Genomic DNA, 16,662 nt, shown 5'->3' on the forward strand with positions numbered 1-16,662 from the left:
GCGTGACGGAGTAGGTCATTGGCCTGGATGCGCTGGTTAGACATTTGTTTTTTCTGTTTTTAAAGTTGGGCGAAGCCAAAGCCACCAAATAAAGGATGCTGGCCAGCCCGCAAGCAGGATAAAAAGCAGGGTGACAAATATGCTCTTATTCCGTTTTTTTGCATCCCTGCACACCCAAACAAAAGAAAAGATAATGCCACCTATGAAGGCAATAAAGGCAGGCACAACCAAAATAGCAGGACCTTCCACCCTAAAACCGTTGGGCTGCCCGGATCCAAAATGGGCGGGGCTGAACAATAATTTAAATATTTCCTCGATCATATTTATCTATGTCTAACGTTAGTGATGACCGGCTGCCCCTTGCTTCTGGCGGGCGACGTGCCCCGCACGGCGCATGACAGAAGTAATCGCGCAGCGATTAGGGCAGTTACGGTCCATCACCTGGTTCGACATTTCTATTTTTTCTCGATAAAGCTCGCAGGCAGGATTAGGTTTGCTTTGGTGTTGCAGTCAAAAGATGGGATTATGTCCTTGCCTTCGCGTGAATAAATCTCAAACCAAGTGTAAAGTGGCCCTTTCTCGTAAAGAAAAACTAAATAGTACCGCTTAACAGATGGAGTAAATGGGGCCGTTCCCAAATACTCATAACCCAGAAATTTCCCCAATCCTGCCTCAATTTGCGCAATTCCTCCAGTGATATTTACTTTGGTTGTCGTGTCTTTCTCAAGGGGAGAACCAGTAAGCCAAACATCAAAGGCTTTGCTGTAGCCATCTTTCTTATACGTCTCAATACCATCTGTGAGTATTTTCGGTAAAGATGATGTCTGCGCGTAAGCAGAGGAAACAAATGTCAGCACCGTAATGAGAATTATTATTTGTTTTTTCATAGATTAGTCGAACGTCACCGGTCAGCCGACGAGCGAAGCGAGGTTGGCTGGACCGGCTGGTTCGATTTGTTGTTTTTATCCTCTAGCTTAAAATTGCGGAGTGCTAACTGCATGATCGGATGAGGCCAAGACTCATAACTAGATAGACCTGCCTCGATAGGCACTACGGAAGTCTTTTTGACGCCTTGAACCTCTGGAATAACCATGAGGGCTTCGTATGACAAGGTTTGAGGAAGACGGCTGGTATGTGGCACTAAACTTGTGATCCTGGTGTGTTGTGCTCATTCTTTTTGCTAACGTTAGCCGTCACCTACCCGGAACACCTGGCACCCGAACCTGCTCCGCAGGTGAAGTGCCAGCGTGTGAAGGGTTAAGGTGGACGGCCTGGTTAGGTGCTTCCTTTCATAATAAATCCGATGATAACCATGATAACAGGTAAAAATAGAACGACCAAGCCTCCGATAAGGACAAGCAAACCGGGCGTCGGACAAGTAATGGAAACACTCTGGGATGAACCAGTAAAATTCCCCATTTCTTCACTGAACCAGATACAGGCAAGAGGAAAAATAAGGCCAATACCAGCTTTCCATGTCGTCTCAGGCCCGAGATATAAATATGCTCCAACCATATAGCCAGCAGCGATAAGTCCTGAAATCGCCCTATTGAGATCGATATTCATTTCTCGTGCACCTAACGCTCTGCATCAGACACCGGCGGAGTGGATGGGACAAGCAAAATCAAGGGTTATCGCCGGTTGTCTGCATGCGTTTGTTCTGCTTCTTCTTTCATCGTATCAGATCTGGATCTTTCTCGTGTGGAATCGGTTTGGGGTGAGCCATGCACCAATCAACGACCTTCTCACTGACAAAATAGTAAGGGCTGCTGTCTCCACTCAAATTCGGACAAGCTTCATCTCTGATAATTTCTTCGATCTTTTCTCTGATGAGCGACTGATCGGCTTTACTAAATGCCGGATCATCCGCAATCGTGTCGCCGATAAAGCGCCACATGCGTTCATGCTCCTCATCCCAATTCATATTTCCATTCCGGTAAGCCTGGTCTGTCAGTTTACCGGCAATGCGAATCAACTCCCCTTGAAGTGTTTCCGCTTGTCCACTGGCTGGCACAAGCTCTGACCAAAGGCGCGTATGCTCCTTCTTCCACTCATACCGCTTGGTTTTGTTGAAGGGCCACATTCTAGTATGCAGAACGTCACCGGTCAGCCGACGAGCGAAGCGAGGTTGGCTGGACCGGCTGGTTCGATTTTTTGTTTTTATCCTCTAGCTTAAAATTGCGGAGTGCTAACTGCATGATCGGATGAGGCCAAGACTCATAACTAGATAGACCTGCCTCGATAGGCACTACGGAAGTCTTTTTGACGCCTTGAACCTCTGGAATAACCATGAGGGCTTCGTATGACAAGGTTTGAGGAAGACGGCTGACCACCGTCAACATCATCATTCTTTTCCCGTCGTCCAACTTTTCCTGTTTGAAATTAAAATCTAAACCAATTTTTGAACTCTTTCCCTTATCGTAGTAAATTTCCTTAATTCCCTTTTCGCCTATTTCGATACCAACTGAGAAGGATTCACCTGGAAAAATATAAATAACACCATCCGCTACGTAGGGAACCTTTTTGATTTCCTTCTGAAATTTGCTTCCGTCATTAAGGGTCAAATCCACTGCGTAGCTATCACGAAATACTGGTTCAGCGTAAACATGCGAATATGTAAAAGCCAAAATGCCAAATAAAATGTATTTCATATTTTTAAATCGAACAGTATATTAGATTGAATTCAATCTATCTAGATAGGTGGAATTCAACCTATTTCGGAAATTGAAGCCGGTTTGTTCCAAAAGCGCCATTCGCATGCCACAAGCATGCATGAATTTACCCTATGCACAAGTCACGTTTTGGTGACAGCCAACCCCCAATTGGGGCATTTTGGCTCAAATTGGGTCAAACCTTGGAACCCCATTTCAAGGATGCTGAGGAATTAAAATGGGCCGAGGTTTGGATTTCAAAGTATGGGCATTTTCTGCATCCTAAACCCTTTGTTGAAGCCGGGACTGAGGATGTGCAGCGCTTTTTAGCCGTATTATCCGGGCAAGGCACTGAAAGCTGGAAAATTCAGCAGGCGGATTTAGCTCTCAAGCATTTATATCAGGATTATTACCAGGCGGATTGGGCCAGGCTGTGGGACCACCCACTCCCCGAGCCGGACGCTGCAGTTTCCCGCACTCGCAAGCCTCTCGATGCCTCCGCTGTAAAACAACGCTTTTCCGAGCGTACGGATGAGGGAGAACTTTCATCCCGCCTGAAACCTTTTCTTGATGAAGTTCGCATTGCAGTGCGACGGCTCCATTACTCCTACCGAACCGAGCAAACCTATGTGGATTGGATACGCCGTTTTCTGATCTTCGCACAGCCTCGAACCCGAGGACAGGTCGAAGCGGCCCAAGTGGCCTCGTATCTGGAGTATTTGGCGGTGGTCCGGAATGTTTCCGCCAACACCCAGAACCAATCGCTCAATGCCTTGGTTTTTCTTTTCCGGGAAGTATTACGCCGCGAGATGGGAGATTTGGGAGAGGTTCCCAGGGCTGCCGCACGGAGGCGCTTGCCGGTTGTATTGTCCCGGAATGATGTGCGCAAATTGCTGGCTCTGATGGAAGACCCCTGGAAATTGATGGCGGAACTGTTGTATGGATCAGGCCTGAGGCTGATGGAATGTGTTCGACTTCGGGTGCAGGATCTGGATTTTGAAAAATTGATTGTGACGGTGCGAGGAGGCAAAGGTGACAAGGACCGTGTAACGCCGTTGCCCGCATTGCTCGCACCCCGCTTGCGGGAACACCTGGGAAAAGTCAGGGAGCTTTATCAGGAAAGCGCGGCCTTGGGCCATGAAGATGTTTACCTGCCGGAAGCATTGGCCCACAAGTGGCCGAATGCGGGCAAGGAATGGATCTGGCAATATGTGTTTCCAGCCGCAAAACCATCGCTGGATCCGCGCAGTGGAAAGATACGGCGGCATCATGTTCTGGAAAATACCCTCCAAGCCTCCGTAAAGCAGGCAGCGGCAAAGGCAGGACTGGAAAAAAGGGTCAGCCCGCACACGCTGCGGCACAGCTTTGCCACGCATTTACTGGAGTCGGGAGCCGACATCCGGACGGTGCAGGAGTTGCTCGGCCATGCCGATGTTTCCACCACAATGATCTACACCCACGTCCTCAACCGACCGGGCATCGCCGTGGTGTCGCCGCTGGATGCGTGAGGAAATGAAGAATGCAGAATGATGAATTCAGAATAACTGAAACTCAGATGCCTTCTCTCGCGGAGACGCGGAGGATGGAACGGTTTTTACCAGGAAGCGATATGGAGTGCGGCGGCACGACGCCGCTTTTCGACAGGAGACATGTAGTTGATGCAAAGCGCCCGCCGCGGCGGACGCACTCCAAAACTGCGCCTTCGCGTCTTTGCGTGAGACATTGTATTAGAGTCCAATGACTTGATATAGAGTAAGATTAGGATTAAGAGCAAGATTTTTATCCGCGTTTATCCGTGTGCATCCGTGGTTCTCTAACTTCTGCATTCATCATTTTCTCACCTCCACTGATGCTTCGGATAGCGCCGCTGCAGCTCCGGCCTGATCTTCGGATACACTTCCCTCCAAAACCCAGAAAGATCCTGCGTCACCTGCACCGGACGCCGGTTCGGCGCCAGAATCTTGACCAGCAACGGGAACTTCCCGCCCAGGATCTGCGGCGTTTGCTTCAAATCGTACAGTTCCTGGATCGTCGCCGAAAGGCTGGGCGGTTCATTGGCCGCATAGCTCACTTTCAATTTTTTTGAGCCGACTTCAATCCGTTCCGGCGCCAGCCGCTCCAACGCCGCAGCCATCGGAGGCGAAAGCCAGTCCTTCAAATACGGCAGAACCGCCTTTTCCTTGATGTCTTTATAACAAAATGCACCCAAACAAAATTGCTCCAGCACGGAACGCCTGTCCTCTTCCGTGAACGGGGCGAATCCAAGATCCTTCGCGTGCCCGGCCAAAAAACGAACCCGCAACAGCCATTTTTCCACCTCGTCATCCCAGCCCTTGAGCACGCAGCCTCCATTCAAAACCTGCTCCACCAGCAAGGCTGCCGCAGCCCCCTCCTCCGCATCCTGCACAACCTGCCGGCGCAACACCAGATCGTGATAACAAACCGTCTTTTCCGTAACCACCCGGCGCAAAGTGCTATCATACAAAGCCCTGGACCCAACCTTCAACCCGTGCTCGGCCATTTCATCCAGCCAGGCTTCCTCCACTTCCGTGGCCAAACTCAACAGCGTCACCACTTCGCCCGTTCCCTTCTGGATTTCGCTGATCTCCGAAACCACGATCAGCGGCGCTTTGCGCACGACGCTCTGCCGCGCCAATTCGCCTTTGCGGCCATGCACCAGCTCGCAGCGCAGCGAACCCTGGTCGATCCGCCGCGCCACCTGATCCGCAAACCCGGCCAAAATGCAACGCCGGATGGCCTGGTTGTCGGGCTTGGAGTCTTCCGCCGCCTTCTTCCCGGACATCGACGCAAACATGCGGGACAATTGCGAAACCTGGCGCGCGGAGGAGACATCGATCCCCAATTTGTCGCAGGTCTTGAAATCGAAATTTTTGTTCTCGGCAAACTTCCAGGCCCGCATGTGCATGAAAAAATCACTGCTCTCCTCTCCACCCAATATATCTTCGCGTAATTCCTCCACCTGCCGCGGCACATTTCGTTTCAGGACACTCTTCCCCTGGGCCAGTGCGGCGAGACTGCACACAGCCGCAACACAATTGCGTTGTTCCGCCTCCAATAACATGCGGCCATAGCGCGGATGTACCGGAAATCGCAGCAGGCTCTTTCCAACCTCGGTCAGCGAGCCCTCATCCTCGTGCAGCGCCCCCAAATCGGCCAGCAAGATTAGCGCCCGCTGGAGCGACTGCGGATCGGGCTTTTCAAACCATCGAAATGATTCCAAGTCTTCAATCCCGCTGCCTTTCAGCAAGAGGACCGACTCCGACAAATCGACCCGCCAGACTTCCGGCAGATCGGCAGCCGCCCGCTGGCTGTGTTCGTCCCGAGTCCACAGTCGCACGCAATGGCCCGCCGCCACGCGTCCCGCGCGGCCCTTGCGCTGGTCGGCGGATGCGCGGCTGATTTTTTCAATCATCAATGTGTTAATGCCGCGGCGCGGATCGAAGCGATTGATGCGGGCCAGACCGCCGTCGATGACCAGCCGCACCGTCGGAATCGTAATGGAAGTCTCAGCCACGTTGGTGGCCACGATGATCTTGCGCTTTTCCGTGGCGCGCAAGGCTTCGTCCTGTCGTTCCGGCGGGAGTTCACCGTGCAACGCCACGACTTCGCAGTCGCGGGACGCCTGCATCCCGCGCAACGCATCCATCGTGCGTTGAATCTCATAGGCGCCCGGCATGAAGATCAAAACATCGCCGTCATGACCCTGCGAAGACGCATCGGCAAAGGCTTCGGCGGCCACATCCCAGATCCGTGTCCGTTCCGGTGAAAAGGGTTTTTCAAGATATTCCTCGCTGACGTCGAATTGCCGGCCTTCCGACTCCACAACCGCGCAGGGATCCAGATATTTCGCAAGCGCATCTTTTTCGAGTGTGGCCGACATGACCACCAGGTTCAGCCCCGGCCGTTTTTCGTGCTGAAGACTCCAACACCTCGCAAGAGACAGGTCCCCATACAAATGTCGTTCGTGAAATTCGTCGAAGATGAGGGTTGAAATGCGGGAGAGCTGCGGGTCGGAAATCAATTTGCGCATCAGGACGCCTTCGGTGACAAAGTTGATGCGGGTTTCGCGGGACGTCATGTCCTCGAAGCGGATCTGGTAGCCGACTTCGCGCCCGAGCGTGACGCCCATTTCCTCCGCCACCCTGCGGGCCAGGAGTCGCGCAGCCAGGCGGCGGGGTTGCAGGATGAGGATCTGGCCTTCGGCGGAAACACCGGCCCGGTCCAGGATTTGCGGGATCTGGGTTGATTTGCCGGAGCCGGTGGGGGCCTTCACCACCAGGCGATGGTGTTGTTTCAGGCCCGCGACCACGGCGTCGGCCACCTCATGGATCGGCAGATCGGCTGGATTCAATTTTATCATGATTGTGAAGGGAACATCTTAACGCAAAGTCGCAAAGAATAGCACAATCCTTTTTTACAGGAAGGGCGCGAAGGATCGCAAAACGAAGTTTAAAACTGGAATTGGTTTTGGATTTTTTCTGGATTCTGAATTCTGACCTCTGGATTCTCCCGGCTTTTCCTCTGCGTTCTCTGCGACTTGCGGTGAACCTTTTGCTTTGCGCCTTGGACGGTTTGCGTTAGACAGTTCAGCATGGAACCGGTCGAAGACGAAGGCATCATCATCCGCCGCTCGCTCTACTCCGAAACCAGCCATATCCTCACCTGGCTCACCGCCCGGCACGGATTGCTCCGTACGCTCGCCCGCGGCGCGGCACGGCCCAAACAGGGGTTTTTCGGAAAGACCGATATTTTTCACCAATGCCATCTGAGCTGGGTCCCGTCCCGAAAATCCAGCCTGCACACGCTCCGGGAGCTTTCGGTCATTGAGGCGCATCGCGGCCTGACGCGCGCCTATCTCAATCTCCTGGCTGCGTCGTATTTTTTTGAGGTCATCGAACTCACCGTGGAAGGGCAAACGCCGGTACCAGAAATTTATACGCTGGCGGCCAAAGCATTGGATTACCTCGGGAAAAAGGACGCCTCCCCGGCGCTGCTGGAACGTTTCGAACGGCGCCTGATGGAAATCCAGGGGTTGAACCATCCCGATTGGAAGATCGAACAGTTGCGGCGGCACGCGTATCCCAGGCAGCCCAGGACTTTTTCAAAACTGCAAGCCGAGTTGATGAAAGCGGAGGATGGGCAAAACAAAGTTTAACGCAAAGAAAAACATTTTGAATTAGCACAAGCTGTATCTATCCCCCTGACAAGGGGGAAGCGAAGGGGGTTTTGTTGTTGAATAAACAAAACATTTTTACAGGGAGATCGCGGAGGAACGCGAAGCTTTAAAGCTTGATTTGAAGCACGAACAAATGTTTGGCCGCCAAAAGGCACAAAATACGCAAAAATGGAACAGTAAGTTTTGATTCTAAAAATCAGTGTGAATCTGCGTCCATCTGCGGATAAAAATGATTTCCTTTGCGCCTTGGCGGCTTTGCGCGAGGATATGTGCTACGCCGCCACCGCGGGCGCATCGACCCATTTGCCATGTTCGCGGATGAGGTCCACCAACCGGTCCACCGCTTCCGTTTCCGGGATGTTAAACTTCACCGGATTCTTGCCGACGTACAGGTTGATCTTTCCGGGAGCGCCGCCGACATAACCGAAGTCCGCATCGGCCATTTCGCCCGGCCCGTTCACAATGCAGCCCATGACGGCGATTTTGACGCCTTTGAGATGCTCGGTCGATGCCTTGATGCGGGCCGTGGTGGTTTGCAGGTCGAACAGCGTGCGGCCGCAGGAAGGGCAGGCCACGTAGTCTGTCTTGAAAATACGATTGCCCGCCGCCTGCAGGATATTAAAGCCGAGGCGGATGCTCGCGCCGGGTGATTTTTCCTGCCGGATCAAAATCGCGTCGCCGATGCCGTCGCAGAGCAGCGCTCCGATATGGATGGCGGACGAAAGCAGCCCCTGCATGAGCTCCGGAGTTTCGTTAGGATTAAACGTATCTTTCAGCAGGATCGGATGGTGCGGATGTATCTTGGCCGAAAGAATCCGGTACGCGGTGACCGGGTTCAACTGGGTACCGTCCTTGACGGTCACCAGGACGGGCTCATCCTGGTCGTTGATCTTGCGAATCTGCTGTTCGTCAGCCAAATCCACTTCCACCACGCCCGATCCTTCATAAACCAGCTCCGGGGCGGTGTCGCCCATCGCGGCCATGCGGGGTTTCAATGCGTCGTAAACCTCACGCGTGGAAAAAACACGGGCGGGATTGCTCTCGCCGATCTCGATGCCTGAAAGCGTCAGCGGGAAGCTGTTTCGCTTGGCATAGACATAGGGATCAAAGCTAAGTGCCAATCCCTGTCCCGCCGATACCTCATGGCGCAGGTTTTCCGAGTAGGCCACAAGAGCCCGGGCAACCGGTATTTCGTGGATACTGTCCTCGGTCAGGGAAACGCGGATGGTGTCCCCCAGCCCGTCCTTTAACAACGAGCCAATGCCGATGGCGCTCTTGATGCGCCCATCCTCGCCCTCGCCGGCCTCGGTCACGCCGAGATGCAGCGGGTAATTCCAGTCGGTGCCTTCCTCATTCAAGCGCGAAACCAGAAGGCGATAGGCATTGATCATGACCTTCGGATTGGAAGCCTTCATTGAAAATACAAAGTTGTGGAAATTGTACTTTCGGGCGATCCGGGCAAATTCCAGCGCGCTTTCCACCATCCCGTTCGGCGTGTCGCCGTAGCGGTTCATGATGCGGTCGGACAAAGAACCGTGATTGGTCCCGATGCGCATGGCGACGTTCCGCTCCAGGCACAGCTTGATCAGCGGGACAAAAGTTTCCTCGATACGATCCAGTTCTTCGAGATATTGCTCGTCGTTGTATTCCCGGATCTGGAATTTCTTTTTATCTGCAAAATTGCCGGGATTGATGCGCACTTTTTCGACCCACTGCGCAGCCTCAAGGGCGGCATCGGGCTTGAAATGGATGTCCGCCACGATCGGGACCGCGCAGCCGGCGGCCTGGAGTTCGGCCTTGATATTTTTCAGGTTGGCGGCGTCCTTGACGGTCGGCGCGGTGATGCGGACGATCTCACAACCCACTTTCACCAAATCCAGCGTCTGTTGAACGCAGGCCCGCGTGTCCATGGTATCGCAGGTCAGCATGGACTGCACTCGGATCGGATTGGCCCCGCCGATGCCCACTTTCCCGACAAACACTTCGCGGGTGGGACGGCGTTGGTGCAAGAAGGGGTTCGCACAATAGGGCTTCATAATTTTTATGGGGTCGGAGGGTTGTGGGGTTCGAAACGCAATGTTTTGCTCATTTGTTCGGAATCGGCGGCCTTGCGTTCATTCTGCAAATCCCGGCCCCAACGCAACGCGTCACGGTAGGTGACAAACAGGGCAAACCCCACCAGAACAAACAGAAATGCGGACTGGACGCTGTAAATCAGCTTCGCGTGGACAGGACCCCGCTTCAACAACTCGATGATCGACAATAAAATATGGCCGCCATCCAGGATCGGCAGGGGGAACAAGTTCAACAGGGCCAGGTTCACATTCAGGACCACGCCAAAATAAAGGACCTTGCGCCAGTCATCCAGCAGCAGCGTCTGGATGGCGCGAAAAATGCCCAGCGGGCCTGACATTTGTTTGATGCCAATATCGGATTTTGGATTTGGAATCGCATGCAGTGTGCGAAAAACCATCAATGCGCTGTTGGAAATCAACTCAAAGGGTTTTGGATGTGTAATGCGCTTTTCCGTCTTGGGATCGGCCATCCATATAATCCCAATCATCGGGTTTTCCGTCAGGCTGGTTTTGCCGTCGGCTTTGGTGTAGGTTCCGCGCCGGGGAACCACATCGACCGCGATCTGCGCGCCGGCCCGCTGAACCTCCAGATGCACCAGCTTCCCCTCGCCGGCCTCGATCACATCCATGATATGAAGATAGTTGTAAACCTTTTCACCGTTGATCCGCAGAATGCGGTCTTCTGTTTTGAGTCCTGCCTGTTCCGCGGGTGAACCCGGAAGGATTTTACCCACCAGGACGGAGTCATCCGCCGGACCTATTCCAAGGGCGCGAAGATTTTCAAGTTCGGGGTCTTTCTTCGGACGCGGATAAAACACCAAGTGCCGCCCGTTGCGTTCGACGTCCACCCGGATCGTTTCGCCTTCACTGAAAATAATCGATTCCTTAATCGCATCTGCATTGCCGGCCCATCCTTTGACTTCCCTGCCGTTGATCCGGGTGATCACGTCACCCAACTGAATCCCGACCTCACGGGCAGCGCTTTCTTTTGTCATGTAGCCGACTACTGTGTTTTGCAGATTGATTCGTTCGGGAAATCCAACGAAATAAACGATGATCGCCAAAGCCAGGGCGAGCAAAAAGCTGAACAAAGGCCCCCAGAATGCCGTTATGATCTTGGCCCAGGGTGTAACGGGCGGCAGATTTTTGGGAAGTTCTTCAGCCTCCTTGCCCTCCAGCATTTCAACCGGCACCATTTGCGGCAACTGGACAAAGCCGCCCAGCGGAATCCAGTTGATGCAATATTCAACCCCGTTCCGTTTGAAGGAAAAAACCTTCGGACCAAATCCAATCGCAAAACGTTGGATATACAAGCCCGTCATCCGAGCCGCAAGGAAATGGCCCCATTCGTGGGCGGCAACCGTGACGCTAAAGACCACGAAGGCCCCGATAACCGAACCTATAATTCCTAAAATTTCCAAAGTATTCATTATAATCAGTTCAAAATATGCCCCGCCGTCTGGCGAGCCCAAGTGTCAGCCTGCAGTATAGCATCCAGGTCAGGCGAGGCAATGCTCCTATGTTGATCCATTACCTTTTCTACTGATTCCCAAATTTGTGGGAATGAGGCCTTTCTGCTCAAAAAACGCTCCACAGCGACTTCATTTGCTGCGTTAAATACCGCAGGCAGGGTTCCGCCGATGCTACCCGCCTGGCGGGCCAGCCTCAAGGCCGGGAAACGCCCGGGATCCGGAGCTTCAAAAATAAGCTGCCCTAATTTTGAGAAATCCAGGGACGGCAACTGATTCGGCAGCCGTTCCGGATAGGTGATGGCGTATTGGATCGGGAAACACATGTCGGAGTGGCTGAGCTGGGCCAGCACCGAGTGGTCCACAAATTCCACCATGGAATGCACCAGGCTCTGGGGATGCACGATCACATCAATCTTTTCCATGCCGACGCCGAACAGCCATCTGGCCTCGATCATCTCCAGCCCTTTGTTAAACAAGGTCGCCGAGTCGATTGTAATTTTTTTGCCCATATCCCAGGTGGGATGCTTCAAGGCCTGCTCGACTGTCACATGGGCCAGTTCAGGCTTTGGCGTTGTGCGAAACGGCCCGCCGGAAGCGGTCAGGATCAGGCGTTTGACCTGTTCGACCGGTGTGTTCAAAAGGCACTGAAAAATGGCGTTATGCTCGGAATCGACGGGCAAAATGGCATGTCCATAACGCTTCGCTGCCGCTGTTACCGCTTCGCCGGCCATGACCAGGATTTCCTTGCTCGCAACCGCGAGCTCTTTTCCGGTTTCAAGCGCGGCCAGCGCCGGAGCCAGGCCCGCGGTGCCGACAATCGCAACCAGGACCATGTCCGCATCGGTTTCCCGGACCAGATCCACCAATCCCTGCGGCCCCTGAAACAAGCGGCAGTTGGAAGGCAGGGCCGCTTTGGCTTCCTGCGCGGCAGCGGGGTCGTAAACGGCGACGGCGCGCGGGCCGAACTCCCGGACCTGTTCCAACAGGGCGGGCACGCTGCGCTGCACGGCCAGGCCGACAATCTTCATCCGGTCCGGAAACTGGCGGGCAACCTTGCAGGTGCTCAGGCCGATGGAACCGCTGGCTCCCAAAATAATGACGCGTTTCATGAAAATATGATAAAGGTAAGATAGGAATAAAACAACGGGCCGGTAAACAACAGGCTGTCGATCAAATCCAGGGAGCCGCCGATGCCGGGAATGAGAACCCCGGAGTTTTTCGACTGGGCATCGCGCTTGATGACGGACTCCGCCAGGTCCCCGACCACGCTGGTCACCGGAAGCAGGAGACCCAGCACCACGGCATGCCAGCCGGAGATGATGGCGAGTTTTTCCGGAAAACAGCGGACGAGCATCAGGCTGGTCAGGAGCGCGACGAGCAGGCCGCCGAAAAATCCCTCCCAGGTTTTTTTCGGGCTGATGTGCGGGCTCATTTTATGGCGTCCGAACATGCTGCCCGTCACATAGGCCCCGATATCCGTGAATTTGGTCACGGCAACAAGATAGAGGCCCAGCATAATCCCGTCCTGGTGCATCCGCTCCATTCCAAAAAGAATTTTCAAAAGGAACTGAAAAAGAAACGGCACATAAAAAAAGCCGAAAAGTGTCAACGCGACCGTTCCCACGGGAGTCGCCCGCGGATGCTCAAAAACGGTCCGCGTCAGGATGCCGATGACGGCCCCCAGAATGGCCAGGGTTTCGAGGGCGTCGGAATACCGCGAATCCGCATTCACGCCCAACAAATCAATATAGGCAACACAAAGAAAGACCAGGCCGCAGAAGGCGCCGGCCTTTTTGAAAACTTTCAGCCCCTTGTTTTCCTGCATCTGGTAATATTCCCACTGCCCGACCAGGCAAAGCAGGGAGGAAAGCACAAACAGGCCGGAGGAATAACGCATCCAGGCCAGCCAGACCACCAGGCTGATAAGAATGACCGTGGAAACCAGGCGCCATCCGAACATGGAATTCAAACGCCTCCAAACCGCCGCTGCCGGCTGTTATACTCGCGGATGGCATCCAAAAATTCATTTTTCCCGAAATCAGGCCAGAGAACCGGCGTGATATACAGTTCCGTGTAGGACAACTGCCAAAGCAGGAAATTGCTGATCCTCATCTCCCCGCTGGTGCGGATGAGCAGGTCGGGATCGGGAACTCCGGCGGCGTAAAGATGGCTTGAGACAAGATTTTCGTCCACCTGTTCGGGCGTGATCTTTCCTGCCAGGATCTCGCGCCCGATGTTCTGCACGGCCTCGGTCAGTTCAACCCTCCCGCTGTAGCTTAGGGCGAGGAACAAGGTCATTTTTTTGTTGCCGGCCGTGGTTTTCTCCGTCTGCGCGATCTGTTTCCGGACGTTGTCCGGCAGGTCGTTCAGTCGCCCGATTGCCTTGAGCCTGACGCCGTTTTCCATCAGGCTTTTTTCGTAGCGCTTGAGGGCGTCCACCAGCATGGCCATCAGGCCTTTGACCTCGGACTTCGGGCGCGACCAGTTTTCGACGGAAAAAGCGTAGAGTGTCAAATATCTAACACCAACTTCGGACGCTGCCTTGATGGTGTTCTCCACCGCCTTCGCTCCACGGCGATGCCCCTCGATGCGGGGAAGATGGCGGCGGCCCGCCCAGCGCCCATTGCCATCCATGATGATGGCGACATGCTCCGGCACGCTTTCAAATGCCGGAATCGAGCGCTTGGCTCCGGAAGTCGGCTTCATAGGAAGAAGGTCTGGTCTCGCCGGGGCCCAACGGAAACAATACGAAGCCTGGCTCCGGTCAATGCCGCTATGGCCTTGAGATAGCTCCGGGCGGGCGGCGGAAGTTTTCCAAATGAACGGCAGTTGGAGGTATCTTGTTGCCAGCCTTTGAAGGTTTTGAAAACCGGCTTGCAGCGTGAAAACTCATCGATCGACGCGGGCGGGGAATGCAGCGTCCGTGAACCCGCCTTGTAGGAAACACACACCTTGATTTCCGGCAGTTGATCCAGGCCGTCCAGATTGGTCACAGCCAGTTCGTCAATCCCGTTGATCATGGCGGCATACCGGGTCAGCACCGTATCCAGCCAGCCGCAACGGCGAGCCCGCCCGGTGGTGGCGCCAAATTCGCGGCCCCAGGCATGGAGCATGTCGGAGATCGCCTGCGATTCGGCCGGGAACGGCCCTTCCCCGACCCGTGTGGTATAAGCCTTCATGACGCCCACAACCCGGTCCACATGATTGGGCGGCAGGCCCGACCCCGTGCAAAGGCCCGAGGACGTGGTGTTGGAAGATGTCACATACGGATAGGTCCCGCAATCGATGTCGAGAAACGTGCCCTGGGCGCCCTCAAAAAGAATGTTTTTCTTTTTCCGCTGCAAATCATGCAGCATCGCAACCGTATCAGTGACATAAGGCGCCAGGAACCGGGCCGCCGGAAGATAGTCCTTGAAGATTGACGCCGGGGTGACTGTTTTCCAGCCTTTAAGCCGGCACAGCTCGTTGGTTTCCTTGACCCGCTCGCCCGTCTTTTCCCGGAAAACGGTTTCGTTGATAAAATCATGCATCCGGAGGCCGACACGCGAGGCCTTGTCGTTATAGGCGGGGCCGATGCCTCGTTTGGTGGTTCCGATCTTTCCCCTGGCCGCCGATTCCCGGCCGGCATCCAGGGAGCGGTGATACGGCATGACCACATGCGCACGATCGCTGACAAACAGGCGTCCGCGCGTCTTGATGCCCTTTTCCTCGAGGCCGCGTATTTCCTGCGCCAGGGAAACGGGATCAATCACGGTTCCATGACCGATCACACAAATACAGGCGGGCCGGAGTATGCCCGACGGCACGAGGTGGAGGACATATTTTTTTGAACCAAACTCGACCGTGTGGCCGGCGTTGTTCCCGCCCTGGGCGCGGCAGACCACATGGTTCGTTTCGGTCAAAACGTCAATGATCTTGCCCTTGCCTTCATCACCCCACTGGGCGCCGACGAGAAATGTGTTCATGGCTCAGCCGGATTAGCGCCCAATGCTGTGATATTCAAAGCCCAGTGATTTCATTTCATCCGGGTTCAAAAGGTTGCGTCCGTCAAAAATCAGCGGCGTGCGCATCACGGAACGGATCTTGAGCCAGTCCAAAGCCTTGAATTCCTTCCATTCCGTGGCGATGACAAGGGCTTCCGCGTCCTTGGCGGCATCATACGCGTCGCTGGCCATGTGAATTTGCGGGTGCGAGGCCTTGGCCTTTTCCATTCCCTTCGGGTCAAAAGCCCTGACCACGGCGCCTTCCTTGACCATCTGCTCGGCCAGATTGATGGCGACGCTCATGCGGGTGTCATCGGTATCGCCTTTGAAAGCAAGCCCGAGTTGCCCGATTTTTTTGTCCTTCAACACCCAGAGCACCTTGCGCATTTTGCGCAGGAAGCGCTCCTTCTGCGACTGGTTGATGACTTCAACCTCCTTCAACAAGGCAAAATCATAACCGAGTTCCTCGGCGATCTTGATAAACGCCGAAAGGTCCTTGGGGAAGCAGGAGCCGCCATAGCCCAGGCCGGCATTCAGGAACTGCCGCCCGATCCGGCGGTCCGCGCCCATCCCTTCCGCCACCATCATCACATCGGCCCCGGAGGCTTCGCACACGGCCGCCACGGCATTGATATAACTAATCTTTAGCGCCAAAAAGCTGTTGCTCGCGTGCTTGATGAGCTCCGCGCTGTTGAGATCCGTCACCATGATGGGTGCCTTGAAGGGGGTGTAAATCGCCTCCATCAAGGGGAGCGCGCGTTTGTTGTTCACTCCGATGACAATGCGGTCGGGATTCATCAGATCGCTGACGGCGCTGCCTTCCCTCAAAAACTCGGGATTGCTGACCACGTCAAACTCCACACCCGCCCTGGCATAGCGCCGGATCGTTTCGGCCACTTTTTCCCCGGTTTTGACAGGCACCGTGCTCTTGTCCACCACGATCCGGTATTCGGTCAGATGCTCGGCAATGCTGCGCGCCACTTTTTCGACATAGCTCAAATCGACGCTGCCATCCGGCTGGGGCGGAGTGGGCACCGCAATAAAAATCACCTGGGAATCGCGGACTCCATCGGAGATTGAAGTGGTGAACTGCAGGCGGTTGAGCTGCACATTTTTGCGGATCAAATCTTCCAGGTCCGGCTCGTAGATGGGAATCTGGCCCTTCTTGAGCTGCGCCACCTTGGCTTCGTCATTGTCCACACATATGACCTGATGGCCGACTTCGGCAAAACAAGTCCCCGTTACGAGTCCGACATAGCCGGATCCTACAATCGCGATATTCAT

15 protein-coding genes are annotated in these 16,662 nt (G+C 54.4%); 2 read left to right on the forward strand and 13 right to left on the reverse strand.

Annotated features, from left to right (window positions below):
- Nucleotides 1-36: 36 nt before the first annotated feature.
- The 5 genes from PHD76_10425 to PHD76_10445 all read right to left on the reverse strand — a co-directional run bounded on the left by PHD76_10425 (nt 37) and on the right by PHD76_10445 (nt 2,651).
- Nucleotides 37-321, reverse strand: coding sequence for a hypothetical protein (locus tag PHD76_10425; protein ID MDD5262247.1), 285 nt, complete (start codon nt 319-321; stop codon nt 37-39).
- A gap of 134 nt (nt 322-455) precedes the next feature.
- Nucleotides 456-887, reverse strand: coding sequence for a hypothetical protein (locus PHD76_10430; GenBank protein MDD5262248.1), 432 nt, complete (start codon nt 885-887; stop codon nt 456-458).
- A 388-nt stretch (nt 888-1,275) separates the two neighbouring features.
- Nucleotides 1,276-1,566, reverse strand: coding sequence for a hypothetical protein (locus tag PHD76_10435; protein ID MDD5262249.1), 291 nt, complete (start codon nt 1,564-1,566; stop codon nt 1,276-1,278).
- 106 nt (nt 1,567-1,672) lie between these two features.
- Nucleotides 1,673-2,083 (reverse strand): hypothetical protein, encoded by a 411-nt coding sequence (locus PHD76_10440; GenBank protein MDD5262250.1) that lies wholly within the window; start codon nt 2,081-2,083, stop codon nt 1,673-1,675.
- Between the two features lie 16 nt (nt 2,084-2,099).
- Nucleotides 2,100-2,651 carry a hypothetical protein gene (locus PHD76_10445; GenBank protein ID MDD5262251.1) on the reverse strand — a complete coding sequence of 184 codons (552 nt, stop codon included), beginning with the start codon at nt 2,649-2,651 and terminating at the stop codon, nt 2,100-2,102.
- Between the two features lie 134 nt (nt 2,652-2,785).
- Here PHD76_10445 and PHD76_10450 point away from each other — a divergent pair, with 134 nt between their 5' ends.
- Nucleotides 2,786-4,159, forward strand: a complete 1,374-nt coding sequence (locus PHD76_10450) for an integron integrase (GenBank protein MDD5262252.1) — start codon at nt 2,786-2,788, stop codon at nt 4,157-4,159.
- Between the two features lie 329 nt (nt 4,160-4,488).
- Here PHD76_10450 and hrpB read toward each other — a convergent pair whose 3' ends face one another.
- Complete coding sequence (gene hrpB, locus PHD76_10455) at nt 4,489-7,032, reverse strand: ATP-dependent helicase HrpB (protein MDD5262253.1); 2,544 nt, start codon at nt 7,030-7,032, stop codon at nt 4,489-4,491.
- A 231-nt stretch (nt 7,033-7,263) separates the two neighbouring features.
- On the opposite strand from hrpB, the gene recO reads away from it, so the two are divergent.
- On the forward strand, nt 7,264-7,827 hold the full coding sequence (gene recO, locus PHD76_10460; GenBank protein MDD5262254.1) for a DNA repair protein RecO: 564 nt from the start codon (nt 7,264-7,266) through the stop codon (nt 7,825-7,827).
- 293 nt (nt 7,828-8,120) lie between these two features.
- Here the strand turns inward: recO and ispG are convergent, their stop codons facing one another.
- Genes ispG through PHD76_10495 form a run of 7 tightly spaced genes read right to left on the reverse strand, consistent with a single transcriptional unit; the run spans nt 8,121 to nt 16,662 of the window.
- Complete coding sequence (gene ispG, locus PHD76_10465) at nt 8,121-9,884, reverse strand: (E)-4-hydroxy-3-methylbut-2-enyl-diphosphate synthase (GenBank protein MDD5262255.1); 1,764 nt, start codon at nt 9,882-9,884, stop codon at nt 8,121-8,123.
- A gap of 5 nt (nt 9,885-9,889) precedes the next feature.
- Nucleotides 9,890-11,353: an RIP metalloprotease RseP gene (gene rseP, locus PHD76_10470; protein MDD5262256.1), complete on the reverse strand. Its 1,464-nt coding sequence runs from the start codon at nt 11,351-11,353 to the stop codon at nt 9,890-9,892.
- 5 nt (nt 11,354-11,358) lie between these two features.
- Entirely contained in the window at nt 11,359-12,504 is a 1,146-nt protein-coding gene (locus PHD76_10475; protein MDD5262257.1) for a 1-deoxy-D-xylulose-5-phosphate reductoisomerase, read from the reverse strand.
- Nucleotides 12,501-13,355, reverse strand: coding sequence for a phosphatidate cytidylyltransferase (locus PHD76_10480; protein MDD5262258.1), 855 nt, complete (start codon nt 13,353-13,355; stop codon nt 12,501-12,503). Before PHD76_10480 ends, PHD76_10475 begins: the two co-directional genes overlap by 4 nt.
- Nucleotides 13,356-13,360: 5 nt before the next feature.
- Nucleotides 13,361-14,101, reverse strand: a complete 741-nt coding sequence (locus tag PHD76_10485; protein ID MDD5262259.1) for an isoprenyl transferase — start codon at nt 14,099-14,101, stop codon at nt 13,361-13,363.
- Nucleotides 14,098-15,360: an adenylosuccinate synthase gene (locus PHD76_10490; protein MDD5262260.1), complete on the reverse strand. Its 1,263-nt coding sequence runs from the start codon at nt 15,358-15,360 to the stop codon at nt 14,098-14,100. The genes PHD76_10485 and PHD76_10490 overlap by 4 nt, the downstream gene beginning before the upstream one ends.
- Before the next feature lie 12 nt (nt 15,361-15,372).
- Entirely contained in the window at nt 15,373-16,662 is a 1,290-nt protein-coding gene (locus PHD76_10495) for a UDP-glucose/GDP-mannose dehydrogenase family protein (protein MDD5262261.1), read from the reverse strand.

It is taken from the genome of Candidatus Methylacidiphilales bacterium (assembly GCA_028713655.1).
Lineage (GTDB): Bacteria > Verrucomicrobiota > Verrucomicrobiia > Methylacidiphilales > JAAUTS01 > JAQTNW01.

Bases quoted from the DNA above. Each gene is read 5' to 3' on its own strand.
- PHD76_10425 (MDD5262247.1), bottom strand. From the start codon at position 321: ATGATCGAGGAAATATTTAAATTATTGTTCAGCCCCGCCCATTTTGGA.
- PHD76_10430 (MDD5262248.1), bottom strand. From the start codon at position 887: ATGAAAAAACAAATAATAATTCTCATTACGGTGCTGACATTTGTTTCC.
- PHD76_10435 (MDD5262249.1), bottom strand. From the start codon at position 1,566: ATGAATATCGATCTCAATAGGGCGATTTCAGGACTTATCGCTGCTGGC.
- PHD76_10440 (MDD5262250.1), bottom strand. From the start codon at position 2,083: ATGTGGCCCTTCAACAAAACCAAGCGGTATGAGTGGAAGAAGGAGCAT.
- PHD76_10445 (MDD5262251.1), bottom strand. From the start codon at position 2,651: ATGAAATACATTTTATTTGGCATTTTGGCTTTTACATATTCGCATGTT.
- PHD76_10450 (MDD5262252.1), top strand. From the start codon at position 2,786: ATGCACAAGTCACGTTTTGGTGACAGCCAACCCCCAATTGGGGCATTT.
- hrpB (MDD5262253.1), bottom strand. From the start codon at position 7,032: ATGATAAAATTGAATCCAGCCGATCTGCCGATCCATGAGGTGGCCGAC.
- recO (MDD5262254.1), top strand. From the start codon at position 7,264: ATGGAACCGGTCGAAGACGAAGGCATCATCATCCGCCGCTCGCTCTAC.
- ispG (MDD5262255.1), bottom strand. From the start codon at position 9,884: ATGAAGCCCTATTGTGCGAACCCCTTCTTGCACCAACGCCGTCCCACC.
- rseP (MDD5262256.1), bottom strand. From the start codon at position 11,353: ATGAATACTTTGGAAATTTTAGGAATTATAGGTTCGGTTATCGGGGCC.
- PHD76_10475 (MDD5262257.1), bottom strand. From the start codon at position 12,504: ATGAAACGCGTCATTATTTTGGGAGCCAGCGGTTCCATCGGCCTGAGC.
- PHD76_10480 (MDD5262258.1), bottom strand. From the start codon at position 13,355: ATGTTCGGATGGCGCCTGGTTTCCACGGTCATTCTTATCAGCCTGGTG.
- PHD76_10485 (MDD5262259.1), bottom strand. From the start codon at position 14,101: ATGAAGCCGACTTCCGGAGCCAAGCGCTCGATTCCGGCATTTGAAAGC.
- PHD76_10490 (MDD5262260.1), bottom strand. From the start codon at position 15,360: ATGAACACATTTCTCGTCGGCGCCCAGTGGGGTGATGAAGGCAAGGGC.
- PHD76_10495 (MDD5262261.1), bottom strand. From the start codon at position 16,662: ATGAATATCGCGATTGTAGGATCCGGCTATGTCGGACTCGTAACGGGG.